Below are 21,722 nucleotides of genomic sequence, written 5' to 3' on the forward strand. Positions count from 1 at the left end.
GAGGCCACCGCCGCGGGCGCCGAGGCCGGCAGCGCGGCCGAAGCGGGCGCACTGGCCACCACGGCAGGCGGCGCCACCGACGCGGCGAGCGCAGGGGGCGGCGGCGGAGGCGGCGGCGGCGCCACCGGCTTGGTCACCGCCACCGGCGGCACCCCAGGCGCCGAGGCGGCCTTGCCGCCAACCGCCGAGGCGCTGGACAGGCGCTTAAGCTCCTCGACGTTGCGGGTGAGCTCGGACATGCGCGCCTCAGCGGCCTTGCGCTCGGTGTCCTTCGAGATCTTGGCCTCGGGGGCGCTGGCGGCTTTCAGACCGCCCTTGGAGAGCTTGAGCTGGTCGGGCGTCGGCGCGCCGTCGGTCTTGCGGTCCTTGACGGCGGCCTCGACCTTGCCCTGGGCCTGACGCGGCGGCTCGGCTGACTTGACCACCGGTGCGGCACCGGCCAGGCGCTGGCGGAAGGCGGCGAAATCAGCGCTTTGCGCCTGAAACACGCGCCGGGCCTCAGCCGCCGGAATATCACCGGCACGGGCCTGGGCCTCGGCCACATCGAGCACGACGCCCGCCTTGAGACGGTTCATGTTGCTGCCGATGAAAGCGTCCGGGTTGCCGCGGTACAGCGCCACCAGCATCTGGTCCAGCGACACGCCCGGTCGGGCGTTGGCGTTGGCGATGCTGGACAGCGTGTCGCCGCTCTTCACCCGGTAGCCCTGGGCCGGCGCCGCCGGTGCCGCCGGGGTGCTGGGCGGGGTCGGTGCCGGCGGACGGGCTGCGGGGGCCGAGGCCGCCGTCGGCGCCACCGGCTCGGCGCTGGGCGCGGGCTGTGGCCGCACCGGGCGGGCCACCGGCGCCTGCGCCGGTGCGTTGGACATCACCGGCGCGGTTTGCGGGGCAGGTGCCGGGGCCGGCTTGATCGGCGGATCGATCAGCAGCGTGTAGGAGCGTTGCAGACGGCCTGAGGCCCAGCTGAGGTCGAGGATGACATCCAGGAAGGGCTCGCTGACGGCGCGGTCACCGGCCATGCGCAGCACCGGGCGGCCATCGGCGCCGCGCACCAGCGTGACCTGCACGCCTTGCAAGGCCGGGTTCATCTCGACCCCGGCCGAGCGGAAGGACTCGGGCGAGGCCAGCACGGCCTTGAGCGTGTCGGCCTCTTCGGGGGTGATGCTGCTGATGTCGATTTCAGCACGCAGCGGCTCGCCCAGCGCGGAGCGCACGCTCAGGCGCCCCAGGCCCAGGGCTTCGGCGGCGGGCGCGCTCAGCGCCAGCCAGGCCGCGATCGCCAGGCTGGACAGGGCCGTTCCCGCGGACGTTGTGGTGGTGTTCTTCAAGGCGTCTCCGACAACGCTGGGCACAGACGCCTGGGCGGCTGCGCCGTCATCGATGGTTTTCTGCAGCCCCGCACGACCCCCTGGTCGCACCAAGGCGAGAAAACACCATAGCAGCAAGCATATAGGCTCGCAAGCTCATCCAAAACCTGAGTTGATGCCGGTCGCGCTGTTTGCCCGCCCTGGCCCGACTTCATCGTTGCCAAGGGGCAACGAGTGGCAACGACTTGCAACAGAAACGGCCATCCGCCCCAGGGTCGGGACCGGACGGCCGGCGGATCGAGCGGGCCATCAGGCCCTCGACGATCACTGTTCCAGCAGGATGCGCAGCATGCGGCGCAGCGGCTCGGCGGCGCCCCACAGCAGCTGGTCGCCGATCGTGAAGGCGCCCAGGTACTCGGGACCCATGGCCATCTTGCGCAGGCGGCCCACCGGGATGGTCAGCGTGCCGGTGACGGCCACCGGCGTCAGGTCCTGGATGGTGGCCTCGCGGGTGTTGGGCACCACCTTCACCCAGGCGTTGTCGGCAGCGATCATGGCCTCGATGTCGGCCAGCGGCACATCCTTCTTCAGCTTGAAGGTCAGGGCCTGCGAGTGGCAGCGCATCGCGCCCACGCGCACGCAGAAGCCATCGACCGGCGTGGCGGCGGTGCCGAAGCCCTCGCCCTGGCCGAGGATCTTGTTGGTCTCGGCCATGCCCTTCCACTCTTCGCGGGAGGTGCCGTTGCCCAGGTCCTTGTCGATCCAGGGGATCAGCGAGCCGCCCAGCGGCACGCCGAAATTGGCCGTTTCAGCGGCGCTCAGCGAGCGCTGCTTGGCGATGATCTTGCGGTCGATCTCGAGGATGGCGCTCTTCGGGTCATCGAGCAGGGCCCGGACCTCGGCGTTGAGGGTGCCGTACTGGGTGAGCAGCTCGCGCATGTGCTGCGCGCCACCGCCCGAGGCGGCCTGGTAGGTCTGGGTGGACATCCACTCGACCAGGCCGGCCTTGTACAGCGCGCCCACGCCCATCAGCATGCAGCTGACGGTGCAGTTGCCGCCGATCCAGTTGCGGCCGCCCTGGGCCAGCGCGTCCTTGATGACCGGCATGTTGACCGGGTCGAGGATGATGACCGCATCGTCCTTCATGCGCAGCGTCGAGGCGGCGTCGATCCAGTGGCCACTCCAGCCGGCGGCGCGCAGCTTGGGAAAGACCTCGCTGGTGTAGTCACCGCCCTGGCAGGTGATGACAATGTCGCAGCGCTTGAGCTGCGCGATGTCGAAGGCGTCCTGCAGCGTGGTTTCGTTCTTCGCCTGGGCCGGGGCCTTGCCGCCGGCGTTGGAGGTGGAGAAGAACAGCGGTTCAAAGTGCGCGAAGTCGCCTTCGGCCTGCATGCGGTCCATCAGGACCGAGCCGACCATGCCGCGCCAACCGACGAGACCTACGAGTGCCATTTCCAGTTTCCTTGTGTGTAGCGTGTTCCCGGACCCCTGACCTGCCCCGGCTTGCTCGCCGGGGTCCTGGAGGTGGGGCGAAGCAAAACCGAGCTGTCAGCTCTTAATGGTTTTGCCGGTGATCGCCGCAACCACGGCGTCACCCATCTCACGCGTGCCCACCTTCTGGGTGCCTTCGCTCCAGATGTCCGGCGTGCGGTAGCCGGCGGCCAGCACCGACTTGACGGCCGACTCGATGCGGTCGGCAGCCTCGGGTGCTTGGAGTGAGAAGCGGAGCATCATGGCAGCAGACAGGATTGTAGCCAGCGGGTTTGCAATACCCTTACCAGCGATGTCCGGCGCGCTGCCGTGGCTGGGTTCATACAGGCCCTGCTTGCGGTCGTTCAGCGAGGCCGAGGGCAGCATCCCGATCGAGCCGGTCAGCATCGAGGCCTCGTCCGAGAGGATGTCGCCAAACATGTTGCCGGTGACCACCACGTCGAAGGACTTGGGCGACTTGACCAGTTGCATCGCCGCGTTGTCGACGTACATGTGCTGCAGCTCCACGTCGGGGTACTGGGCATGCACCTCGGTCACCACGTCCTTCCAGAACTGGAAGGTCTCGAGCACATTGGCCTTGTCGACGCTGGTGACCTTGCGGCCGCGCTGGCGGGCCGCCTGGAAGGCGACATGGGCGATGCGCTCGATCTCGGGGCGCGAGTAGCGCATCGTGTCGAAGGCCTCATCGGCGCCGGGGAACAGGCCGTCCACCGCGGTGCGGCGGCCCCGGGGCTGGCCGAAGTAGATGTCGCCGGTCAGCTCGCGGATGATCAGGATGTCCAGGCCGGCCACCAGCTCGGGCTTCAGGCTGGAGGCGCCCACCAGTTGCTCGTAGCAGATCGCCGGGCGGAAGTTGGCGAACAGGCCCAGGTGCTTGCGCAGGCCCAGGATGGCCTGCTCGGGGCGCAGCGGGCGGTCGAGCTTGTCGTACTTCCAGTCGCCCACGGCGCCGAAGAGGATGGCGTCGGCGGCCTTGGCCAGGTTCAGCGTGCTGTCGGGCAGCGGGTGGCCGTGCAGCTCATAGGCGGCACCGCCTACCGGGGCCTGCTCCATCTCAAGCGGCAGGTCCAGCACCTGCAGGACCTTGACCGCCTCGGCGACGATCTCGGTGCCGATGCCGTCACCCGGCAGCACGGCGATCTTCATGCTCATCGTGTTCTTTCTTGCAATGTCGGGAAATCAGAGCTGCGGCATCGAGGTGCCCAGCCAGGGCATCTTCGCCAGGCGCTCGGCCTCGTAGGCCTTGATCTTGTCGGCGTGGCGCAGCGTCAGGCCGATGTCGTCGAAGCCATTGACCAGGCAGTACTTGCGGAAGGCCTGCACCTCGAAGGGCAGTTCGCTGCCGTCGCCCTTGACGATCACCTGGCGCGGCAGGTCAATGGTCAGGGTGTAGCCCGGGAAGGCCGCCACCTCGTCGAACAGCTTCGCCACCTGCGACTCGGGCAGCACGATCGGCAGCACGCCGTTCTTGAAGCAGTTGTTGAAGAAGATGTCGGCGAAGCTGGGGGCGATGATGGCGCGAAAGCCGTACTGCTGCAGCGCCCAGGGCGCGTGCTCGCGGCTGGAGCCGCAGCCGAAATTGTCGCGGGCGATCAGGATGCTGGCGCCGGCATAGCGCGGCTGGTTCAGCACGAAGTCCGGGTTGGGCCGGCGGCTGGCCGGGTCCTGGCCGGGCTCGCCCTTGTCCAGGTAGCGCCATTCGTCGAACAGGTTGGGGCCGAAGCCGGTGCGCTTGATCGACTTCAGGAACTGCTTGGGGATGATCGCGTCGGTGTCGACATTGGCGCGATCCATCGGGGCCACCAGGCCCTGGTGTACGGTGAATTGGTCCATGGTCACTTCTTCTTGGCAGCGCCTTCAATGGTCTCGCCGGCCTTCTGGATGTCCTTGCCCATGCCCTCGAAGGTGTTGCAGCCGGCCAGGACGAACAGCGCGGCGATCAGGGCGAACACGGTCTTCATGCGGTGACTCCTTGCGTTCAGGCGATGCGACGGATGTCGACGAAATGGCCAGCCATCGCGGCGGCGGCGGCCATCGCGGGGCTGACCAGATGGGTGCGGCCGCCGTTGCCCTGGCGACCCTCGAAGTTGCGGTTGCTGGTGCTGGCGCAGCGCTCGCCCGGCTCCAGCCGGTCGGCGTTCATCGCCAGGCACATGCTGCAACCGGGCTGGCGCCATTCAAAGCCGGCGGCGATGAAGACCTTGTCCAGGCCTTCGGCCTCGGCCTGGGCCTTGACCAGGCCCGAGCCCGGCACCACCAGCGCCTGGCGGATGTTGGCGGCGATGCGACCGCCCACGCGCTGCACCACCGCGGCAGCCTCGCGCATGTCCTCGATGCGGCTGTTGGTGCACGAGCCAATGAAGACCTTGTCGACGCGGATGTCGTCGATCGCCTTGTTCGGCTCCAGGCCCATGTAGGTCAGCGCGCGCTCGATCGCGGCACGCTTGACGCTGTCCTTCTCCTTGTCGGGGTCGGGCACGCGCTCGTCGATGGCCAGCACCATCTCGGGGCTGGTGCCCCAGGTGACCTGCGGCTTGATCTGCGCGGCATCCAGTTCCACCACCTTGTCGAAGTGCGCACCGGCGTCGGAGTGCAGGGTGCGCCAGTGCGCCACCGCCAGGTCCCACTCCACGCCCTGGGGCGCGAAGGGTCGGCCCTGGACGTAGTCGATGGTCTTGTCGTCCACGGCCACCAGGCCGGCGCGCGCACCCGCCTCGATGGCCATGTTGCACACGGTCATCCGGCCTTCCATGCTCAGCGCACGGATGGCCGAGCCGCCGAACTCGATCGTGTAGCCGGTGCCGCCCGCCGTGCCGATCCGGCCGATGATCGCCAGCACGATGTCCTTGGCGGTCAGGCCGCGGGCCAGTTCGCCATCCACCCGCACCAGCATGTTCTTCGCCTTCTTGGCGAGCAGGGTCTGGGTGGCCAGCACGTGCTCGACCTCGGAGGTGCCGATGCCATGCGCCAGCGCGCCGAAGGCGCCATGGGTGGAGGTGTGGCTGTCGCCGCAGACCACCGTCATGCCCGGCAGCGTGGCGCCGTTCTCGGGGCCGACCACGTGGACGATGCCCTGGCGCTGGCTCATGAACGGGAAGTAGGCAGCGCTGCCGAAGGCCTTGATGTTGGCGTCCAGCGTGACCACCTGCTCCTTGGAGATCGGGTCGCGGATGCCATCCAGGCCCAGCTCCCAGCCGTCGGTGGGCGTGTTGTGGTCGGCGGTGGCCACCACCGAGCTGGTGCGCCACAGCGTGCGGCCGGCCTCGCGCAGGCCTTCGAAGGCCTGCGGGCTGGTGACCTCGTGCACCAGGTGGCGGTCGATGTAGAGCACGGCGGTGCCGTCCTCCTCGGTGTGGACGACGTGTTCGTCCCACAGCTTGTCGTACAGGGTGCGTGCGGTCATGGCAGGCCGGAGAAGGTCAGGAAGGAATCGTCGCGCGGGGTGCGCGCGGGACAAGGATTGTCGGCGATGCGCCGCCGGCCGGCGAGACCAGCGGCACGTCGCGTGTCAGGGCATCGACGAAGCGCTGCACCACGGCAGGCAGCACCTCCTGGTCGCGCGCAGCGATCAGGTAGGTGCGCTGCGACCAGGCATCGAGCAGCGGCCGCACCTCGATGGCAAAGAGCCGGGCGAAACGCTCGGCCACTGCCGCCGGCAGCAGGGCCACGCCCAGGCCGGCATCGACGAGCTGGGCGATGGCGTCGAAGCCGCGCACCTGCAGCCGGGCGTTGAGCGTGCGGCCGCGCTCCAGCGCGCGCTGCAGCATCAGCTCGTGCACCGAGGCGCCGATGTGCAGGCCGACGATGTCGTAGTCCAGCAGCGACTCAAAGGCCAGCGCGCCCGGCTCGGCCGCCAGCGCGTGGCCGCGCGGCAGGATCACCGCCAGCCGGCCGTCGCGGTAGGGCCAGGCGCGCAGGCGCTGATCGGACAGCGGCTGCGCAAAGATGCCCACATCGGCGCGGCCATCGGCCACCGCGGCCTGGACCTCGGCGCTGGTCAGGTCTTCCAGGCTGATGCGGATCTGCGGATGCTCGCGCGAGAACGCGGCCAGGTCGGCCGGCAGGCACTCGGCGATCGCACCGGCATTGGCGGCGATGCGCAGGTGGCCCTTGATGCCGCGGCTGAACTCGACCACCTCGCTCTCCAGCGCATGCAGCGAGGCATGCAGGCCGCGGATGTGGCGCACCAGCGCGCGGCCGGCCTCGGTGGGCTCCACGCCCCGCGCGCGGCGCACGAACAGCTGCACGCCCAGGCGGGTCTCCAGGTCCTTCAGGCGCTTGCTGGCGGCGGCCAGCGCCAGATGCTCGCGCTCCGCCGCCCGCGTCAGGTTGCGGGTCTCGGAGATCGCGAGCACCAGGTTCAGCGTGATGAGGTCGAAACGCATCGCAGCACAGGAATGGGGGGCGACCGCTGCATGCACCGTCCCCGGGTGGCCATGGTCAGGCGGCCAGGGATCGGCTGGGAGAGGACCGGTGAGTCCAGCACCAACAGCCGCATCGCTGAGACGGATGTTGCACGAAGGCTCAGGCCGGCGCACACGGGGTTTGACAAGCAAGCATTCGCCTGGCGCGAACGATACACCCACCCATCCGGGCTGCGCCGCAATGGCCTTACAGTGGCACGGATGGCTGAATCCGCCGCCCGATCACCCGCTGCCGCCCACTGGCGGTTCGATGGGTCGCAGGCCACCCTGGAACTGCAGGGCGACTGGCGCACGGCCGACACCGCGGCAGCCTGGTCGGTGCCCGCTGAGGTGCCGGCGTCAGTGCAGCGCGTGCAGGTGCTGGGCGCCGGTCTGCAGGGCTGGGACAGCCGCCTGGCCGCGCGCCTGTGGCAGCTGGGCGCCGAGCTGGCGCAGCGCCAGCCCGCCCTGGCACTGGACCTGACGACGCTGCCCGGCGGTCTGCGCGAGGTGCTGTCGCTGGCCAGCGCCTCCAGCACCCGCCCGGCCAGGCCGCCCGAGCCCGACGGCCTGGCGCGCCTGGGCCTGCTGCTGGCACGGTCGCTGGAACGCGCCACGGTGACGCTGGGCTTTGTCGGCGAGACGCTGATGGCCCTGGGGCGCCTGCTGCGCGGCCGCACCGCGATGCGCGGCCAGGACCTGCTGCACCAGCTGTGGGCCACCGGGCCGGCCAGCCTACCGATCGTCTCGCTGGTCAGCGCGCTGGTCGGCCTGATCATTGCCTACCTGGGCGCCGCCCAGCTGCAGCGCTTCGGCGCGCAGATCTACATGGCCGACCTGGTGACCATCGGCGAGGTGCGCGAGGTCGCCGCGCTGATGACCGCCGTGATCCTGGCCGGCCGGGTGGGCGCCGCCTTTGCCGCGCAGCTGGGCAGCATGCAGGCCAACGAGGAGATCGACGCGCTGCGCACCCTGGGCCTGGACCCGGTGGAGCACCTGGTGCTGCCGCGCACCCTGGCCCTCACGCTGATGGCGCCACTGCTCACCGTCTATGCTGCACTGGTAGCGATGGTGGCCGGCATGTTCGTGGCGGTGGGCATCTTCGCGGTCGAGCCGCTGGAGTACCTGGTGCGCAGCTTCAACTCGCTGACCCTGGCGCATGTGTCGATCGGCCTGCTCAAGGCCACGGTCTACGGCCTGCTGGTCGCGCTGGCCGGTTGCCGCCAGGGTCTGCACGCCGGCCGCAGCGCCCAGGCCGTGGGCGACGCCACCACCGCGGCGGTGGTGCAGGCGATCGTCTGGATCGTGGTGGCGGCCTCGGCATTGACGATCAGCTTCCAGCGCCTGGGGTGGTGATGGGCGAGGCGCTGGTCCATGTCGAAGAGCTGACGCTGGCCTGGGACGAGCGGGTGATCCAGCGCGACCTGAACTTCGATGTCCGGCCCGGCGAGGTGCTGGTGCTGATGGGTGGCAGCGGCTGCGGCAAGAGCACGCTGCTGCGCCACCTGATCGGCCTGCAGGTGCCGGCCCGCGGCCGCATTCGCTACGGCGGCATCGACCTCGCCAGCGCCGACGAAACGCAGCGCGATCAGCTGCGCGAGCGCTTCGGTGTAATGTTTCAGGCCGGCGCGCTGTGGAGCTCGATGAGCGTGGGTGAGAACGTCATGCTGCCGATGCAGGAACTCACCACGCTGGCGCCGGCCGAGATCGAGACCCTGGCCCGCTTCAAACTGGCGCTGGTGGGCCTGGAAGGCGCCTTTGACGCCTCGCCGGCCGACCTGTCGGGCGGCATGAAGAAGCGGGCCGCCATTGCCCGCGCCATGGCGCTGGACCCGCCGCTGCTGTACCTGGACGAGCCCAGCGCCGGGCTGGATCCGATCACCTCGGCCCGGCTGGACGAGCTGATCCTGCACTTGCGCGATCATCTGGGCACGACCATCGTGATGGTGACCCACGAGCTTGACAGCATTTTTGCGGTCGCCGACCGCGCCCTCTTCCTCGATGCCCAGGAGAAGACCATGACCGCGCTGGATGCGCCCCGCGCTCTGCTGCTGCACGGCCCCGAGCCCGTGCGGCATTTCCTGCAGGGACGGGCCCGGCCATGATCCGCCGCCACGGCCATCCAGCGCTGCTGGGTCTGTTCGTCGTCGGTGCGCTGGTGTTGCTGTTCGCCACCGTGTTCACGGTGGCCGGCGGCCGGCTCTTTGCCACCCGGCAGGCGGTGGTGATGTACTTCGGTGGCAGCATTTACGGCCTGCAGGTGGGTGCTCCGGTGGTCTTCCGTGGCGTGCGTCTGGGCAGCGTCAGCTCGGTGGGCGTCAAGTGGGACGCCGCCGGCCACCACGTCAGCATTCCGGTGGTGGCCGAGCTGGACGCCGATGCGCTGCGCAACGTCGGCGGCGGCAGCACCGATGCCGATCTGCGCGCCACCGTGCAGACGCTGGTGGCCAGCGGCCTGCGGGCCCAGTTGGCGATGCAGAGCATCCTCACCGGCCAGCTCTACATTGACCTGGACTTCCGCCCTGACAAGCCCTCGATGAGCCAGGGCGGCACGCGCCAGCCCGAGATTCCCACGGTCGCCACGGTGTTCCAGGAGCTGCGCAACCAGATCGACCAGATCGACGTCAAGCGCCTGATCGAGGACATCGGCGCGATCGCCAGCACCACCCGGGCGATGGTGGGCGCGCCCGAGCTGTCGCGTGCGCTGAAGGACCTCGATGACATCACGCGCCACCTGGCCAGCCTCAGCGCACGCCTGGACCAGCGCAGCGGCCCGCTGCTCGACCGCGCCGAGAGCACGCTGGACGCCGCCCGCAAGACCACCGAGGACCTGCGCGTGGCGGCCAGCGCCGTCACCGATTCGGCCCGTCGGGTGGGCACCACCTTCCAGCCTGATGGCGCGCTGGCCACCAAGCTGCGGGGCGCCGCCGACGAGATGGCCCGTACCGGCGTCGTGCTGCGCGAGTCGGTGGGCACCGATGCGCCGCTGAACCGCGACCTGCAGCGCGCCCTGAGCGACCTGGCCAGCGCCGCGCGCTCGCTGCGCGAACTGGCCGACACCCTGAACCAGCAGCCCGAATCGGTGCTGCGCGGCCGCCAATGAGAAAGCCCGTCGCCATGCGCCTGCGCCTTGCTTCCCTCGCCCTGGCGGGCCTGCTCGCCGCCTGCAGCAGCTCGCCGGCGATCACCTGGTACCAGCTGCGCGCCGAGCCGCCCGAGCCAGTCACCGCTTTACGGGCCGACAGCCCGGTCTGGCAGCTGCTGGGGGTGCAAGTGCCCGCCTACCTGGACCGCGAATCGGTGCTGCGCCCCAGCGGCCGCGCGGCGCTGAGCGCCCTGCCCTCGGCCCGCTGGGCCGAGCCGCTGCGCGACGCCGTGCCGCGCCTGCTACTGGCCGACCTGGCGCGCTTGCGCGGCCCGGCCAGCATCTTCGCCGGCAGCGTGCCGCCAGGCGCCAGCGCCAGCCGCCAGCTGCGCGTCGAGATCCAGCGCCTGGACCCCGAGGCCGACGGCCGCGCCGTGGTGCTGAGCGCACGCTGGTGGCTGCAGGACCCGCAGGGCCGCGAGGCGCCCGCGGTGCGCGAGATCAGCCTGCGCGCGCCCGCCGCCAGCGAGGCGGCCGACGATCTGGTGGCCGCCCACCGCGAGCTGTTGTGGCGACTGGCCCAGGCGATCGCCCAGACCTGAACAACGATCCTGGGCACGGCGTGGCGGCCAGGGCACAGCGGGGGCCGCCGCCGTGACGTGCTCACGAAGCCTTGCGCGGGACTGAAGTTCGCTGCGCAATGGCCGATAAGCTGGTCGACTGCCCTGCGCCGACCCATGCTCACCGGACTGTTCACCCGCCTGATTCACCGCTTCGGTGTTGCGCCGCCCACGGAACCCGAGGACGACGCCTTGCACCGCCTGCTGGACTTGCTGGCAGCCCAGGCGGCCCACGACCATTGGAAGATCCGCTTCGAGGGCCAGCTCAGCGGCCTGGCTGATGCCGGCATGCAGCCCGAGGACATCTGCTTCGACGACCGCTGCGTGCTGGGGCGTTGGCTGCAGGCCGATGGCAAGGCCTCGGTGGGCCAGTTGCCGGCCTTTCGCCAGCTGGTGGACAGCCACCGCAGCTTTCACCACGCAGCGTCCAACCTGCTGAGCCTGCAGCGCAGCGGCCGCATCCACGAGATGAACCGGCTGCAGCGCGGCGCCTACAGCATCAGCGCCAGCACGATCTCGCGCTCGTTCATGGCGCTGCGGCGGCAACTGGATCTGCCACCGACTGAGGCGCCGCGGCCCGACTGAACAGGCCGCGGTCCCCGCCCGGGGCTCAGCCGTTCAGAGACGCCAGCGCGGCATTGAAGGTGGCGCTGGGGCACATCACCGCGCTCAACTTGGCAGCGTCAGGCTTGTAGTAGCCGCCGATGTCGGCCGGCTTGCCCTGCACCGCGGCCAGTTCGGCGACGATCTGGGCCTCGTTGTCAGCCAGAGCCTTGGCCAGCGGCGCGAACTTGGCGGCCAGCTCGGCGTCCTCGGTCTGTGCCGACAGCTCCTGCGCCCAGTACATGGCCAGGTAGAACTGGCTGCCGCGGTTGTCGAGCTCGCCAGTCTTGGGGCTGGGCGATTTGCGGTTGTCCAGCAGCTTGCCGGTGGCCGAATCCAGGGTCTTGGCCAGCAGCTTGGCGCGGCTGTTGCCGTTCTTCAGGCCCATGTCCTCCAGGCTCACCGCCAGCGCCAGGAACTCGCCCAGGCTGTCCCAGCGCAGGTGGTTCTCTTCCACCAGCTGCTGCACGTGCTTGGGCGCCGAGCCGCCGGCGCCGGTCTCGTACATGCCACCACCGGCCATCAGCGGCACGATCGACAGCATCTTGGCCGAGGTGCCCAGCTCCATGATCGGGAACAGGTCGGTCAGGTAGTCGCGCAGGATGTTGCCGGTGGCGCTGATCGTGTCCATGCCGCGGATCACGCGCTCCAGCGTGTAGCGCATCGCCCGCACCTGGCTCATGATCTGGATGTCCAGGCCATTGGTGTCGTGCTCGTGCAGGTACATCTTGACCTTGCGGATCAGCTGCGCCTCATGGGGGCGGTAGCTGTCGAGCCAGAAGACCACCGGCATGCCCGAGTTGCGGGCGCGGTTGACCGCCAGCTTGACCCAGTCGCGGATCGCGGCGTCCTTGACCTGGCACATGCGCCAGATGTCGCCCTCTTCCACGTTCTGGCTCAGCAGCACTTCGCCGGTCTCCAGGTCGGTGATGTTGGCCACGCCGTCCTCGGTGATCTCGAAGGTCTTGTCGTGCGAGCCGTATTCCTCGGCCTGCTGCGCCATCAGGCCGACGTTGGGCACCGTGCCCATGGTCTTCGGATCGAAGGCGCCATGCCACTTGCAGAAGTTGATCATCTCCTGGTAGATGCGGGCAAAGGTCGACTCGGGCATCACGGCCTTGACGTCCTTCAGGCGACCATCGGCGCCGTACATCTTGCCGCCCGAGCGGATCATCGCCGGCATCGAGGCGTCGACGATCACGTCGTTGGGCGAGTGGAAGTTGGTGATGCCCTTGGCCGAGTCCACCATCGCCAGCTCGGGGCGGTGCTCGTGGCAGGCGTGCAGGTCGCGCTTGATCTCGTCGCGCTGCGAGGCCGGCAGCTTCTCGATCTTGGTGTACAGATCGACCATGCCGTTGTTGACGTTGACGCCCAGCTCCTTGAAGGTCTCGGCGTGCTTGGCGAAGGCCTCGCGGTAGAAGATCTTCACGCAGTGGCCGAAGACGATGGGGTGCGAGACCTTCATCATCGTCGCCTTGACGTGCAGCGAGAACATCACGCCGGTCTTGCGCGCGTCCTCGATCTCCTTCTCGTAGAAGGCCAGCAGCGCCTTCTTGCTCATGAACATGCTGTCGATCACCTCGCGGTCGAGCAGCGCCACCTTGGGCTTGAGGACGATGGTCTTGCCGCTCTTGGTGATCAGCTCCATCTTCACGTTGCGCGCGCGGTCCAGCGTCATGGACTTCTCACCGTGGTAGAAGTCGCCGGCGTGCATGTGCGAGACGTGGGTGCGCGAAGCCTGGCTCCACTCGGCCATGCTGTGCGGGTTCTTGCGCGCGTACTCCTTGACGGCGCGCGGCGCGCGGCGGTCGGAGTTGCCTTCGCGCAGCACCGGGTTGACGGCCGAGCCGGTGCACTTCGAGTAGCGCGCCTTGATCGACTGCTCTTCCTCGTTCTGCGGGTTCTCGGGGTAGTCGGGAATCTTGTAGCCCTTGTCCTGCAGTTCCTTGATGGCCGCCTTCAGCTGGGCGATCGAGGCGCTGATGTTGGGCAGCTTGATGATGTTGGCCTCGGGGCGCAGTGTCAGCTTGCCCAGCTCGGCCAGGTTGTCCGGCACGCGCTGCTCTTCGGTCAGGCACTCGGGGAACTGCGCCAGGATGCGGCCGGCCACCGAGATGTCGCTGGTAGCCACATTGACGCCGGCCGGGGCGGTGAAGGTGCGGATGATCGGCAGGAAGGACCCGGTCGCCAGCAGCGGCGCCTCGTCGGTCAGCGTGTAGATGATCGTGGACTTGGGGTCGCTCATCGCTTATCTCCTGGATCGATGTTGGTGGATGCAAAGACCGCGAGGGGGCATCGCGGACAACCGGGAACGATGCGGCATTTTGCTTTCGAGGGTCTGACCCTGACCCCACTTTTTGCATCGATATTTCATGATGCGAAAGAGTCGCCGACTTTTTTGGCCGCCCCAAGGACAAGGCCGCCCCGGAGGGCGGCCTGGACGGAGTGGGACGGATCGCGGCTCAGCGGGCCACGAGGTCCTTGACCTGCTGCAGCGCAGCCGGGTCCTCCATCGTGGTCAGATCACCCGGGTCGCGGCCCTCGCAGACGGCCTGGATGGCGCGGCGCAGCAGCTTGCCCGAGCGGGTCTTGGGCAGCACGCTGACAAAGCGCACCCGGGCCGGACGGGCCACGGCGCCGAGCTGCTCGTCGACCACCTTCATGATCGCGCCCTCGAGCTTCAGTGCATCGGCGTCGGTGGCTGCCACGCTGGGATCCTTCAGCACCGCAAAGGCCACGGCCACCTGGCCCTTGAGCTGGTCGGCCACGCCCACCACCGCCACTTCGGCGACGTTCGGGTGGCTGGAGATGCTCTCCTCGATCTCGCGCGTGCCCAGGCGGTGTCCGGCCACGTTGATCACGTCGTCGGTGCGGCCCAGGATGAAGAAGTAGCCGTCCTCGTCCTTGATGCCCCAGTCGAAGGTGCTGTACATGACCTTGTTGTGGATGCTGGACCAGTAGGTCTTGACGTAGCGCTCGTCGTCGCCCCACACGGTCTGCAGGCAGCCCGGGGGCAGCGGGCCTTCCACCGCGATCACGCCCTTCTTGCCGGGCTCGGTGATCTCCTCGGCGGTGGTCTCGTCGATCAGCTTGACGTCGTAGCCGTACACCGCCTTGCCCGGCGAGCCGAACTTGGTGGGCGCGGTCTCAACACCGTTGCAGATGGCCATGATCGGCCAGCCGGTCTCGGTCTGCCAGTAGTTGTCGATGATCGGCTTGTTGATCGCGCCGGCAATCCAGGTGGCGGTGGGCTCGTCCAGCGGCTCGCCGGCCAGGAACAGCGCCTTCAGGCTGGACAGGTCGTACTTGGTCAGGAAGGCCGGGTCCTGCTTCTTCAACACCCGCGCGGCGGTGGGCGCCGAGAACATCACCGAGACCTTGTACTTCTCGACCAGGCTCCACCAGATGCCGGCGTCGGGGCGGATCGGCAGTCCTTCGTACATGATCGTGGCCAAGCCGTTAATCAGCGGGCCGTAGATGATGTAGCTGTGGCCCACCACCCAGCCGATGTCGCTGGTGCTGAAGTAGGTCTCACCGGGGTTGCCCATGTAGATGTGCTTCATCGACGCGGCCAGCGCGACGGTGTAGCCGCCGGTGTCGCGCTGCACGCCCTTGGGCTTGCCGGTGGTGCCGCTGGTGTAGAGGATGTAGCTGGGGTGGGTGGAGTCCACCCACTCGCAAGGCACCTGGGCGTCCAGGTGGGCGGCGCGCAGCGTGGCGTAATCCTCGTCGCGGCCGGCCACCCGGGCGAACTCGGCCAGGCCGCGGTTGACCATCAGCACCTTGGCCGGCTTGTGTGCGGCCAGATTGATGGCTTCATCCAGCAGGTGCTTGTAGGGCACCGACTTGCCGCCGCGCATGCCGGCGTCGGCGCTGATGATGGCCACCGGCTTGGCGTCGTCGATGCGGCTGGCCAGCGAATGGCTGGCGAAGCCGCCGAAGACCACCGAGTGGATCGCGCCAATGCGCACGCAGGCCAGCATCGCGAAGCAGGCCTCGGCGATCATCGGCATGTAGATCAGCACGCGGTCGCCCTTGCCCACGCCCAGCCCCTGCAGGATGGCCGCCATGCGGTTGACCTCGGTGTGCAGCTCGCGGAACGAGTAGGCCTTCTCGGTGTCGGTCTCGGTGGAGACGAAGATCAGCGCGTTCTGGTCGGCGCGGTCCTTCAGGTGGCGGTCGACCGCGTTGTGGCACAGGTTGGTCTGGCCACCGGCAAACCACTTGGCGAACGGCGGGTTGCTGTAGTCGCAGACCTGGTCGAAGGGCTGGTGCCAGTCGACCAGTGCGGCCTGTTCGCGCCAGAAGCCGTCGCGGTCGGTGATGGAGCGGCGGTGGAACTCTGCGTAGCTGGTCATGGGTGTCTCCTCGGTGCCTTGTTCGGGGTCCCGGCATCGGCGCCGGGCGACACCCCGAATTGCAGCGCCAGAGCCTGACGCTGCACTGTCAATCGGGGGCGTTTTCAGCCCAGTGCGGCCACCACTTCAGGGGGGGCTTGCACCAGCTCAATCAGCACGCCCTCACCGCCCACCGGGAACTCGTCGTTGCCCTTGGGGTGGATGAAGCAGATGTCGAAGCCGGCAGCCCCTTTTCGGATGCCACCAGGGGCAAAGCGCACGCCGTTGGCCGTCATCCACTCGACGGCCCGGGGCAGGTCGTCCACCCACAGGCCCACATGGTTCAGCGGCGTGGTGTGCACGGCCGGCTTCTTGTCGGGATCCAGCGGCTGCATCAGGTCGACCTCGACCGCGGTAGGGCCGCTGCCGAGCGCGCAGATGTCCTCGTCAACGTTCTCCCGCTCGCTGACGAAGCTGCTCTTGACCGTCAGGCCGAGCATGTCCACCCACAGGCTCTTGAGCTTGTCCTTGCTGGGGCCGCCAATGGCGATCTGCTGGATGCCGAGGATCTTGAAGGGTTTGCTCATCGTGTCCACCTCATTCAAAGGACAGGATGGCCTGGTCCACGCTGAGGCTCTCGCCCTTGTTGGCGCGGATCTCCTTGACCACGCCGTCCTGTGTGGCCACCAGGATGTTCTCCATCTTCATCGCCTCGATGACCGCCAGCTTCTCGCCGGCCAGCACCTTCTGGCCCACGCTGACGGCCACGTCGACCAGCAGGCCTGGCATCGGTGACAGCAGGAACTTCGACAGGTCCGGCGGCGCCTTGTAGGGCATCAGTTTGTGCAGTTCGGCGGCGCGCGGCAGCAGCACCAGCGCGTCGATGGCTGTGCCGTTGTGGGCGATGCGCATCGACAGCGGCTGCTTGGCCGAGCCGCGCTCGACCTGGGCGCTGAAGGCCAGGCCATTGACCGTGCCCACCATCAGCACCTCACCCAGCTGGGTGTGGCTCTGGATGGCGTAGGTCTTGCCGGCCACCGTGACATCGGCACGGCCGCTGGCCGGATCGAACTCGCCCAGCGTGACGTCGTGGTAGACGTGCTGACCCTCGGCGCCCAGTTGCACCACCACCAGCTCGTTCTTGTGCGCCACCTCGTGGCCCGGCAGTTGGCCGCTGATGCCGGCCGCGCGTTCACGCGCCTTGCGGCGCACGAAGGCGGCGATGGCCACCAGGAACAGCGGATCGTCGTGCGGCACGTCCTCGGCGCGGAAGCCCTTGGCGTAGTGCTCGGCGATGAAGCCAGTGTTGAACTGGCCGCTGACGAACTTCGGGTGCGCCAGCAGCGCCGCCTGGAAGGGGATGTTGCTGCTGATGCCGCGGATCACGAAGGCGTTGAGCGCCGCGCGCATCTTGGCGATGGCGTCGTTGCGGTCCCGGCCGTGCACGATGAGCTTGGCGATCATCGAGTCATAGAACATCGGGATCTCGCCGCCTTCATAGACGCCAGTGTCCACGCGCACGCCACCGAAGCGGCCGTCGGCATAGGCGGCGCCCTGCAGCGTCTCGGTGCCCTGCTCCAGGTCGGCGGCCGGCGGCGCGTACTTCACCAGGCGCCCGGTGGACGGCAGGAAATTGCGGAACGGGTCTTCCGCGTTGATGCGGCACTCGATGGCCCAGCCCTCGCGCTTGATGTCGGCCTGCGAGAAGGACAGTTTCTCGCCAGCCGCCACGCGGATCATCTGCTCCACCAGGTCCAGGCCGGTGATGCACTCGGTGACCGGGTGCTCCACCTGCAAGCGGGTGTTCATCTCCAGGAAGTAGAAGTCCTGGTCCTTGCCGACCACGAACTCCACCGTGCCGGCGCTCTGGTACTTCACCGCCTTGGCCAGCGCCACGGCCTGCTCGCCCATGGCCTGGCGGGTGGCGTCCGAGATGAAGGGGCTGGGCGCCTCCTCGATCACCTTCTGGTGGCGGCGCTGGATCGAGCACTCGCGCTCGTTGAGGTAGACCACGTTGCCGTGGCTGTCGCCCAGCACCTGGATCTCGATGTGGCGCGGCTCCAGCACGTACTTCTCGATGAAGACGCGGTCGTCGCCAAAGCTGTTGCGGGCCTCGTTGCGGCACGACGAGAAGCCCTCGAAGGCCTCCTTGTCGTTGAAAGCCACGCGCAGGCCCTTGCCGCCGCCGCCGGCCGAGGCCTTGATCATCACCGGGTAGCCGATGCCCTTGGCGATCTCCACCGCCTGCTCGGGCGTGTCGATGGCGTCGTTGTAGCCGGGGATGGTGTTGACCTTGGCCTCATTCGCCAGCTTCTTCGAGGCGATCTTGTCGCCCATGGCCGCGATGCTGAAGTGGCGCGGGCCGATGAAGGCGATGCCTTCATCCTCGCAGCGCTTGGCAAAGGCCTCGTTCTCGGACAGGAAGCCGTAGCCGGGATGGATGGCCTCGGCACCGGTGGCCTTGGCCGCGGCGATGATCTTGTCGGCCACCAGGTAGGACTCGCGCGAGGGCGCCGAGCCCAGCAGCACGGCCTCGTCGGCCAGCTCCACATGGCGCGCGTCCTTGTCGGCCTCGGAATAGACCGCGACGGTCTGGATGCCCATCTTCTGGGCGGTCTTGATCACCCGGCAAGCAATCTCGCCGCGGTTCGCAATCAAAATCTTCTTGAACATGTGTTGATCCTCGATCAACGCGACGCCCTGGGCGCCGCTGGTGTTAAGTCAAGCCGCATGCGCGGATCCGGCTCTGCCGGTCCGCTGCATGAGCCCCCTCGGGGGGCAGCGACCGGCAGGGAGCGTGGGGGTCAAAGAGGGATGTTGCCGTGCTTGCGCCACGGGTTCTCCAACTTCTTTTCGCGCAGCATCACCAGGCTGCGGCAGATGCGCTTGCGCGTCTCGTGCGGCTGGATCACGTCGTCGATGAAGCCGCGCGCGCCGGCCACGAAGGGGTTGGCGAAGCGGGCCTTGTATTCGGCTTCCTTGGCCGCGAGCTTCTCGGGGTCGCCCTTGTCCTCGCGGAAGATGATCTCCACCGCGCCCTTGGCGCCCATCACCGCGATCTCGGCGTTGGGCCAGGCGAAGTTCACATCGCCGCGCAGGTGCTTGGAGGCCATCACGTCGTACGCGCCGCCATAGGCCTTGCGGGTGATCACGGTGATCTTGGGCACGGTGCACTCGGCGTAGGCGTAGAGCAGCTTGGCGCCGTGCTTGATGATGCCGCCGTACTCCTGGCTGGTGCCGGGCATGAAGCCGGGCACGTCGACGAAGGTGACCACCGGGATGTTGAAGGCGTCGCAGAAGCGCACGAAACGCGCAGCCTTGATGCTGCTCTTGATGTCCAGGCAGCCGGCCAGCACCAGCGGGTTGTTGGCGACGATGCCCACGGTCTGGCCTTCCATGCGGGCCATGCCGATGACGATGTTGGCGGCGTAGTCGGGCTGCAGCTCGAAGAAGTCGCCGTCGTCCACCGTCTTGACGATCAGCTCCTTGATGTCATAGGGCTTGTTGGGATTGTCCGGCACCAGGGTGTCGAGCGAGTAGTCCAGGCGGTTGGCCGCATCACCGCTGGGGCGCACCGGCGGCTTCTCGCGGTTGTTCAGCGGCAGGTAGTTGAAGAAGCGGCGCAGCATCAGCAGCGCTTCCACGTCGTTGTCGAAGGCCAGGTCAGCCACACCGCTCTTGGTGGTGTGGGTGCTGGCGCCGCCCAGCTCCTCGGCGGTGACTTCCTCATGCGTCACGGTCTTCACCACCTCGGGGCCGGTGACGAACATGTAGGAGCTGTCCTTCACCATGAAGATGAAGTCGGTCATCGACGGCGAGTACACCGCACCGCCAGCGCAGGGGCCCATGATCATGCTGATCTGCGGGATCACGCCCGAGGCCATCACATTGCGCTGGAACACCTCGGCATAGCCGCCGAGCGAGGCGACACCCTCCTGGATGCGCGCGCCGCCCGAGTCGTTCAGGCCGATCACCGGCGCGCCCACCTTCATCGCCTGGTCCATGACCTTGCAGATCTTCTCGGCATGCGACTCCGACAGCGCACCACCGAACACCGTGAAGTCCTGGCTGAAGGCAAAAGCCAGGCGGCCGTTGATCATGCCGTAGCCGGTGACCACGCCGTCACCCGGGATCTTCGTGCCTTCCATGCCGAAGTCGACGCAGCGGTGCTCGACGAACATGTCCCACTCTTCAAATGTGCCCTCATCGAACAGCAGCTCCAGCCGCTCGCGCGCGGTGAGCTTGCCCTTCTTGTGCTGGGCGTCGATGCGTTTTTGCCCGCCGCCCAGCCGGGCCTTGGCGCGCTTTTCTTCGAGCATCTGCTGGATGTCATGCATGGGGATGTGCTCCTCGGTCAAAACTCTCAGGTCAACTTGAACAGGTCCAGCAGGCGACGCGCCGCCACGCTGGCGGCCGCGCGTCCCTGGCGGACGGCATCGGTGGTGTCGGTCAGCGCCTGGCGGACCGCAGGGTGCTGGCGGAAGCGCTCGCGCAGGCCGCTTTCAATGCGCTCCCACATCCAGGCCTCGTCCTGGGCATGGCGGCGCGCCGCCAGCCGGCCGCTGGCCGTTTGCAGGTCGCGGTAGCGCTGCACGGTCTGCCAGAACTCGGTGATGCCCGTGGACTTCAGGGCGCTCATCTGCAGCACCGTGGGCTGCCAGCGCGTCTCGTCCAGGTGGTCGGCATGGCCGTGCTGGCCATAGATGCGCAGCGAGCTGGTGATCTGTGCGCGGGCGCGGATGGCGGCGTGTTCATCCAGGTCAGCCTTGTTGATCACCACCAGGTCGGCCAGCTCCATCACGCCCTTCTTGATCGCCTGCAGTTCATCGCCGGCATTGGGCAGTTGCAGCAGGCAGAACATGTCGGTCATGCCATGCACGGCGGTCTCGCTCTGGCCCACGCCCACGGTCTCGACGATGACCACGTCGTAGCCGGCGGCCTCGCAGACCAGCATCGCCTCACGGGTGCGCTCGGCCACGCCGCCCAGGTTGCCGCTGCTGGGGCTGGGGCGGATGTAGGCCGCCTCCTGTACGCTGAGCTGCTCCATGCGGGTCTTGTCGCCCAGGATGGAGCCGCCCGAGACGCTGCTGGACGGATCGATCGCCAGCACCGCCACGCGGTGGCCCTGGGCGATCAGGTGCAGGCCCAGCGCTTCGATGAAGGTGCTCTTGCCCACGCCGGGTACGCCCGAAATGCCCAGCCGCAGCGAGCGGCCGCTGTGCGGCAGCAGTGCATTGAGCAGGGCATCGGCGCGCAGGCGGTGGTCGGCGCGGGTGCTTTCCAGCAGCGTGATCGTCTTGGCGATGGCACGTCGGCGTGGCGCGGCCGTGCCCGCGGTGACCTGCTCCAGCAGCAGGGCGTCGGCGGCCACCAGCGGCGTCTCGGTCATCGCGTTCATCGCCAGCACCTCAGGCCCGTGCCGGTCTCAGGTAGTACAGGTCCCACTCGCCCTCGGCCTGCAGCACGAAGCCATGGCGCAGGTAAAAGCGGTTGGCATCCGAGTGCTTCAGCGCGGTGACGCTGACCGCCTTGCGCTGCGCGTCGGCCTCGTCCAGCACCTGGGCCAACACCCAGGCGCCGATGCCCTGGCCCTGGGCCGCGGGGTGGATGTAGAGGTGGTCAAGCAGGAAGTCCTTCTCGCGCGGGACCACCACGACGAAGCCCACCAGTTCATCACGCAGTCGGATGTGGCGGGTGTAGGCCGGCAGGTAGCCGCGCGACAGGCGCTCGCGGGCGCGCTGCGGATCGAAGCGGCCCACGCGCTCCAGGCTCTCGCGCATCGCGGCCATGCGCAGTGCCAGCAGGGCCTCGAAGTCGCCCTCGCCAGCGGGCGAAAGGACCAGGCCGTCCGGGGCGCGGTGCGGGTGCGGCATGACGCG

At 68.4% G+C, this 21,722-nt stretch carries 19 protein-coding genes; 5 read left to right on the top strand and 14 right to left on the bottom strand.

Going from position 1 to position 21,722, the window contains the following annotated elements; genetic code table 11:
• The 7 genes from KAK06_RS07455 to KAK06_RS07485 all read right to left on the bottom strand — a co-directional run.
• Positions 1-1,325, bottom strand: a 1,325-nt coding sequence (locus KAK06_RS07455; protein WP_210801313.1) for a type IV pilus assembly protein FimV, incomplete at its 3' end; no start/stop codon positions are given.
• A gap of 303 nt (positions 1,326-1,628) precedes the next feature.
• Complete coding sequence (gene asd, locus KAK06_RS07460) at positions 1,629-2,756, bottom strand: aspartate-semialdehyde dehydrogenase (RefSeq protein ID WP_210801314.1); 1,128 nt, start codon at positions 2,754-2,756, stop codon at positions 1,629-1,631.
• Positions 2,757-2,852: 96 nt separating this feature from the next.
• Positions 2,853-3,941 carry a 3-isopropylmalate dehydrogenase gene (gene leuB, locus KAK06_RS07465; protein ID WP_210801510.1) on the bottom strand — a complete coding sequence of 363 codons (1,089 nt, stop codon included), beginning with the start codon at positions 3,939-3,941 and terminating at the stop codon, positions 2,853-2,855.
• A 33-nt stretch (positions 3,942-3,974) separates the two neighbouring features.
• On the bottom strand, positions 3,975-4,628 hold the full coding sequence (gene leuD, locus KAK06_RS07470; protein WP_210801315.1) for a 3-isopropylmalate dehydratase small subunit: 654 nt from the start codon (positions 4,626-4,628) through the stop codon (positions 3,975-3,977).
• 2 nt (positions 4,629-4,630) lie between these two features.
• Positions 4,631-4,756, bottom strand: a complete 126-nt coding sequence (locus KAK06_RS07475) for an entericidin A/B family lipoprotein (RefSeq protein WP_210801316.1) — start codon at positions 4,754-4,756, stop codon at positions 4,631-4,633.
• A gap of 17 nt (positions 4,757-4,773) precedes the next feature.
• Positions 4,774-6,198, bottom strand: a complete 1,425-nt coding sequence (gene leuC / locus KAK06_RS07480; RefSeq protein WP_210801317.1) for a 3-isopropylmalate dehydratase large subunit — start codon at positions 6,196-6,198, stop codon at positions 4,774-4,776.
• A gap of 16 nt (positions 6,199-6,214) precedes the next feature.
• Positions 6,215-7,180, bottom strand: coding sequence for a LysR family transcriptional regulator (locus KAK06_RS07485; protein WP_210801318.1), 966 nt, complete (start codon positions 7,178-7,180; stop codon positions 6,215-6,217).
• 240 nt (positions 7,181-7,420) lie between these two features.
• Here KAK06_RS07485 and KAK06_RS07490 point away from each other — a divergent pair, with 240 nt between their 5' ends.
• The 5 genes from KAK06_RS07490 to KAK06_RS07510 all read left to right on the top strand — a co-directional run bounded on the left by KAK06_RS07490 (position 7,421) and on the right by KAK06_RS07510 (position 11,488).
• Positions 7,421-8,554, top strand: a complete 1,134-nt coding sequence (locus tag KAK06_RS07490) for an MlaE family ABC transporter permease (protein WP_210801319.1) — start codon at positions 7,421-7,423, stop codon at positions 8,552-8,554.
• Positions 8,554-9,303, top strand: coding sequence for an ABC transporter ATP-binding protein (locus tag KAK06_RS07495; protein ID WP_210801320.1), 750 nt, complete (start codon positions 8,554-8,556; stop codon positions 9,301-9,303). The genes KAK06_RS07490 and KAK06_RS07495 overlap by 1 nt, the downstream gene beginning before the upstream one ends.
• Complete coding sequence (locus tag KAK06_RS07500; protein WP_247652717.1) at positions 9,300-10,301, top strand: MlaD family protein; 1,002 nt, start codon at positions 9,300-9,302, stop codon at positions 10,299-10,301. Before KAK06_RS07495 ends, KAK06_RS07500 begins: the two co-directional genes overlap by 4 nt.
• A 14-nt stretch (positions 10,302-10,315) precedes the next feature.
• Positions 10,316-10,885, top strand: a complete 570-nt coding sequence (locus KAK06_RS07505) for a PqiC family protein (protein ID WP_210801321.1) — start codon at positions 10,316-10,318, stop codon at positions 10,883-10,885.
• A 135-nt stretch (positions 10,886-11,020) separates the two neighbouring features.
• Positions 11,021-11,488 (top strand): CZB domain-containing protein, encoded by a 468-nt coding sequence (locus KAK06_RS07510; protein ID WP_210801322.1) that lies wholly within the window; start codon positions 11,021-11,023, stop codon positions 11,486-11,488.
• Between the two features lie 25 nt (positions 11,489-11,513).
• Here the strand turns inward: KAK06_RS07510 and KAK06_RS07515 are convergent, their stop codons facing one another.
• The 7 genes from KAK06_RS07515 to KAK06_RS07545 all read right to left on the bottom strand — a co-directional run bounded on the left by KAK06_RS07515 (position 11,514) and on the right by KAK06_RS07545 (position 21,716).
• Positions 11,514-13,751, bottom strand: coding sequence for an NADP-dependent isocitrate dehydrogenase (locus tag KAK06_RS07515; RefSeq protein ID WP_210801323.1), 2,238 nt, complete (start codon positions 13,749-13,751; stop codon positions 11,514-11,516).
• 217 nt (positions 13,752-13,968) lie between these two features.
• Positions 13,969-15,864 carry a propionate--CoA ligase gene (locus tag KAK06_RS07520; protein WP_210801324.1) on the bottom strand — a complete coding sequence of 632 codons (1,896 nt, stop codon included), beginning with the start codon at positions 15,862-15,864 and terminating at the stop codon, positions 13,969-13,971.
• Between the two features lie 104 nt (positions 15,865-15,968).
• A complete protein-coding gene (locus KAK06_RS07525; protein WP_210801325.1) occupies positions 15,969-16,430 on the bottom strand; it encodes a VOC family protein in 462 nt (153 codons plus the stop codon).
• 10 nt (positions 16,431-16,440) lie between these two features.
• Positions 16,441-18,516, bottom strand: a complete 2,076-nt coding sequence (locus KAK06_RS07530; protein ID WP_210801326.1) for an acetyl-CoA carboxylase biotin carboxylase subunit — start codon at positions 18,514-18,516, stop codon at positions 16,441-16,443.
• Between the two features lie 131 nt (positions 18,517-18,647).
• Positions 18,648-20,180 carry an acyl-CoA carboxylase subunit beta gene (locus KAK06_RS07535; protein ID WP_210801327.1) on the bottom strand — a complete coding sequence of 511 codons (1,533 nt, stop codon included), beginning with the start codon at positions 20,178-20,180 and terminating at the stop codon, positions 18,648-18,650.
• Between the two features lie 26 nt (positions 20,181-20,206).
• Complete coding sequence (gene meaB / locus KAK06_RS07540) at positions 20,207-21,232, bottom strand: methylmalonyl Co-A mutase-associated GTPase MeaB (RefSeq protein WP_210801512.1); 1,026 nt, start codon at positions 21,230-21,232, stop codon at positions 20,207-20,209.
• 19 nt (positions 21,233-21,251) lie between these two features.
• The gene (locus KAK06_RS07545; RefSeq protein ID WP_210801328.1) at positions 21,252-21,716 is read right to left on the bottom strand and encodes a GNAT family N-acetyltransferase; all 465 of its coding nucleotides are present in this window, start codon (positions 21,714-21,716) and stop codon (positions 21,252-21,254) included.
• Positions 21,717-21,722 lie beyond the last annotated feature (6 nt).

It is taken from the genome of Ideonella aquatica (assembly GCF_018069755.1).
Taxonomy (GTDB): Bacteria; Pseudomonadota; Gammaproteobacteria; order Burkholderiales; family Burkholderiaceae_C; genus Ideonella; species Ideonella aquatica.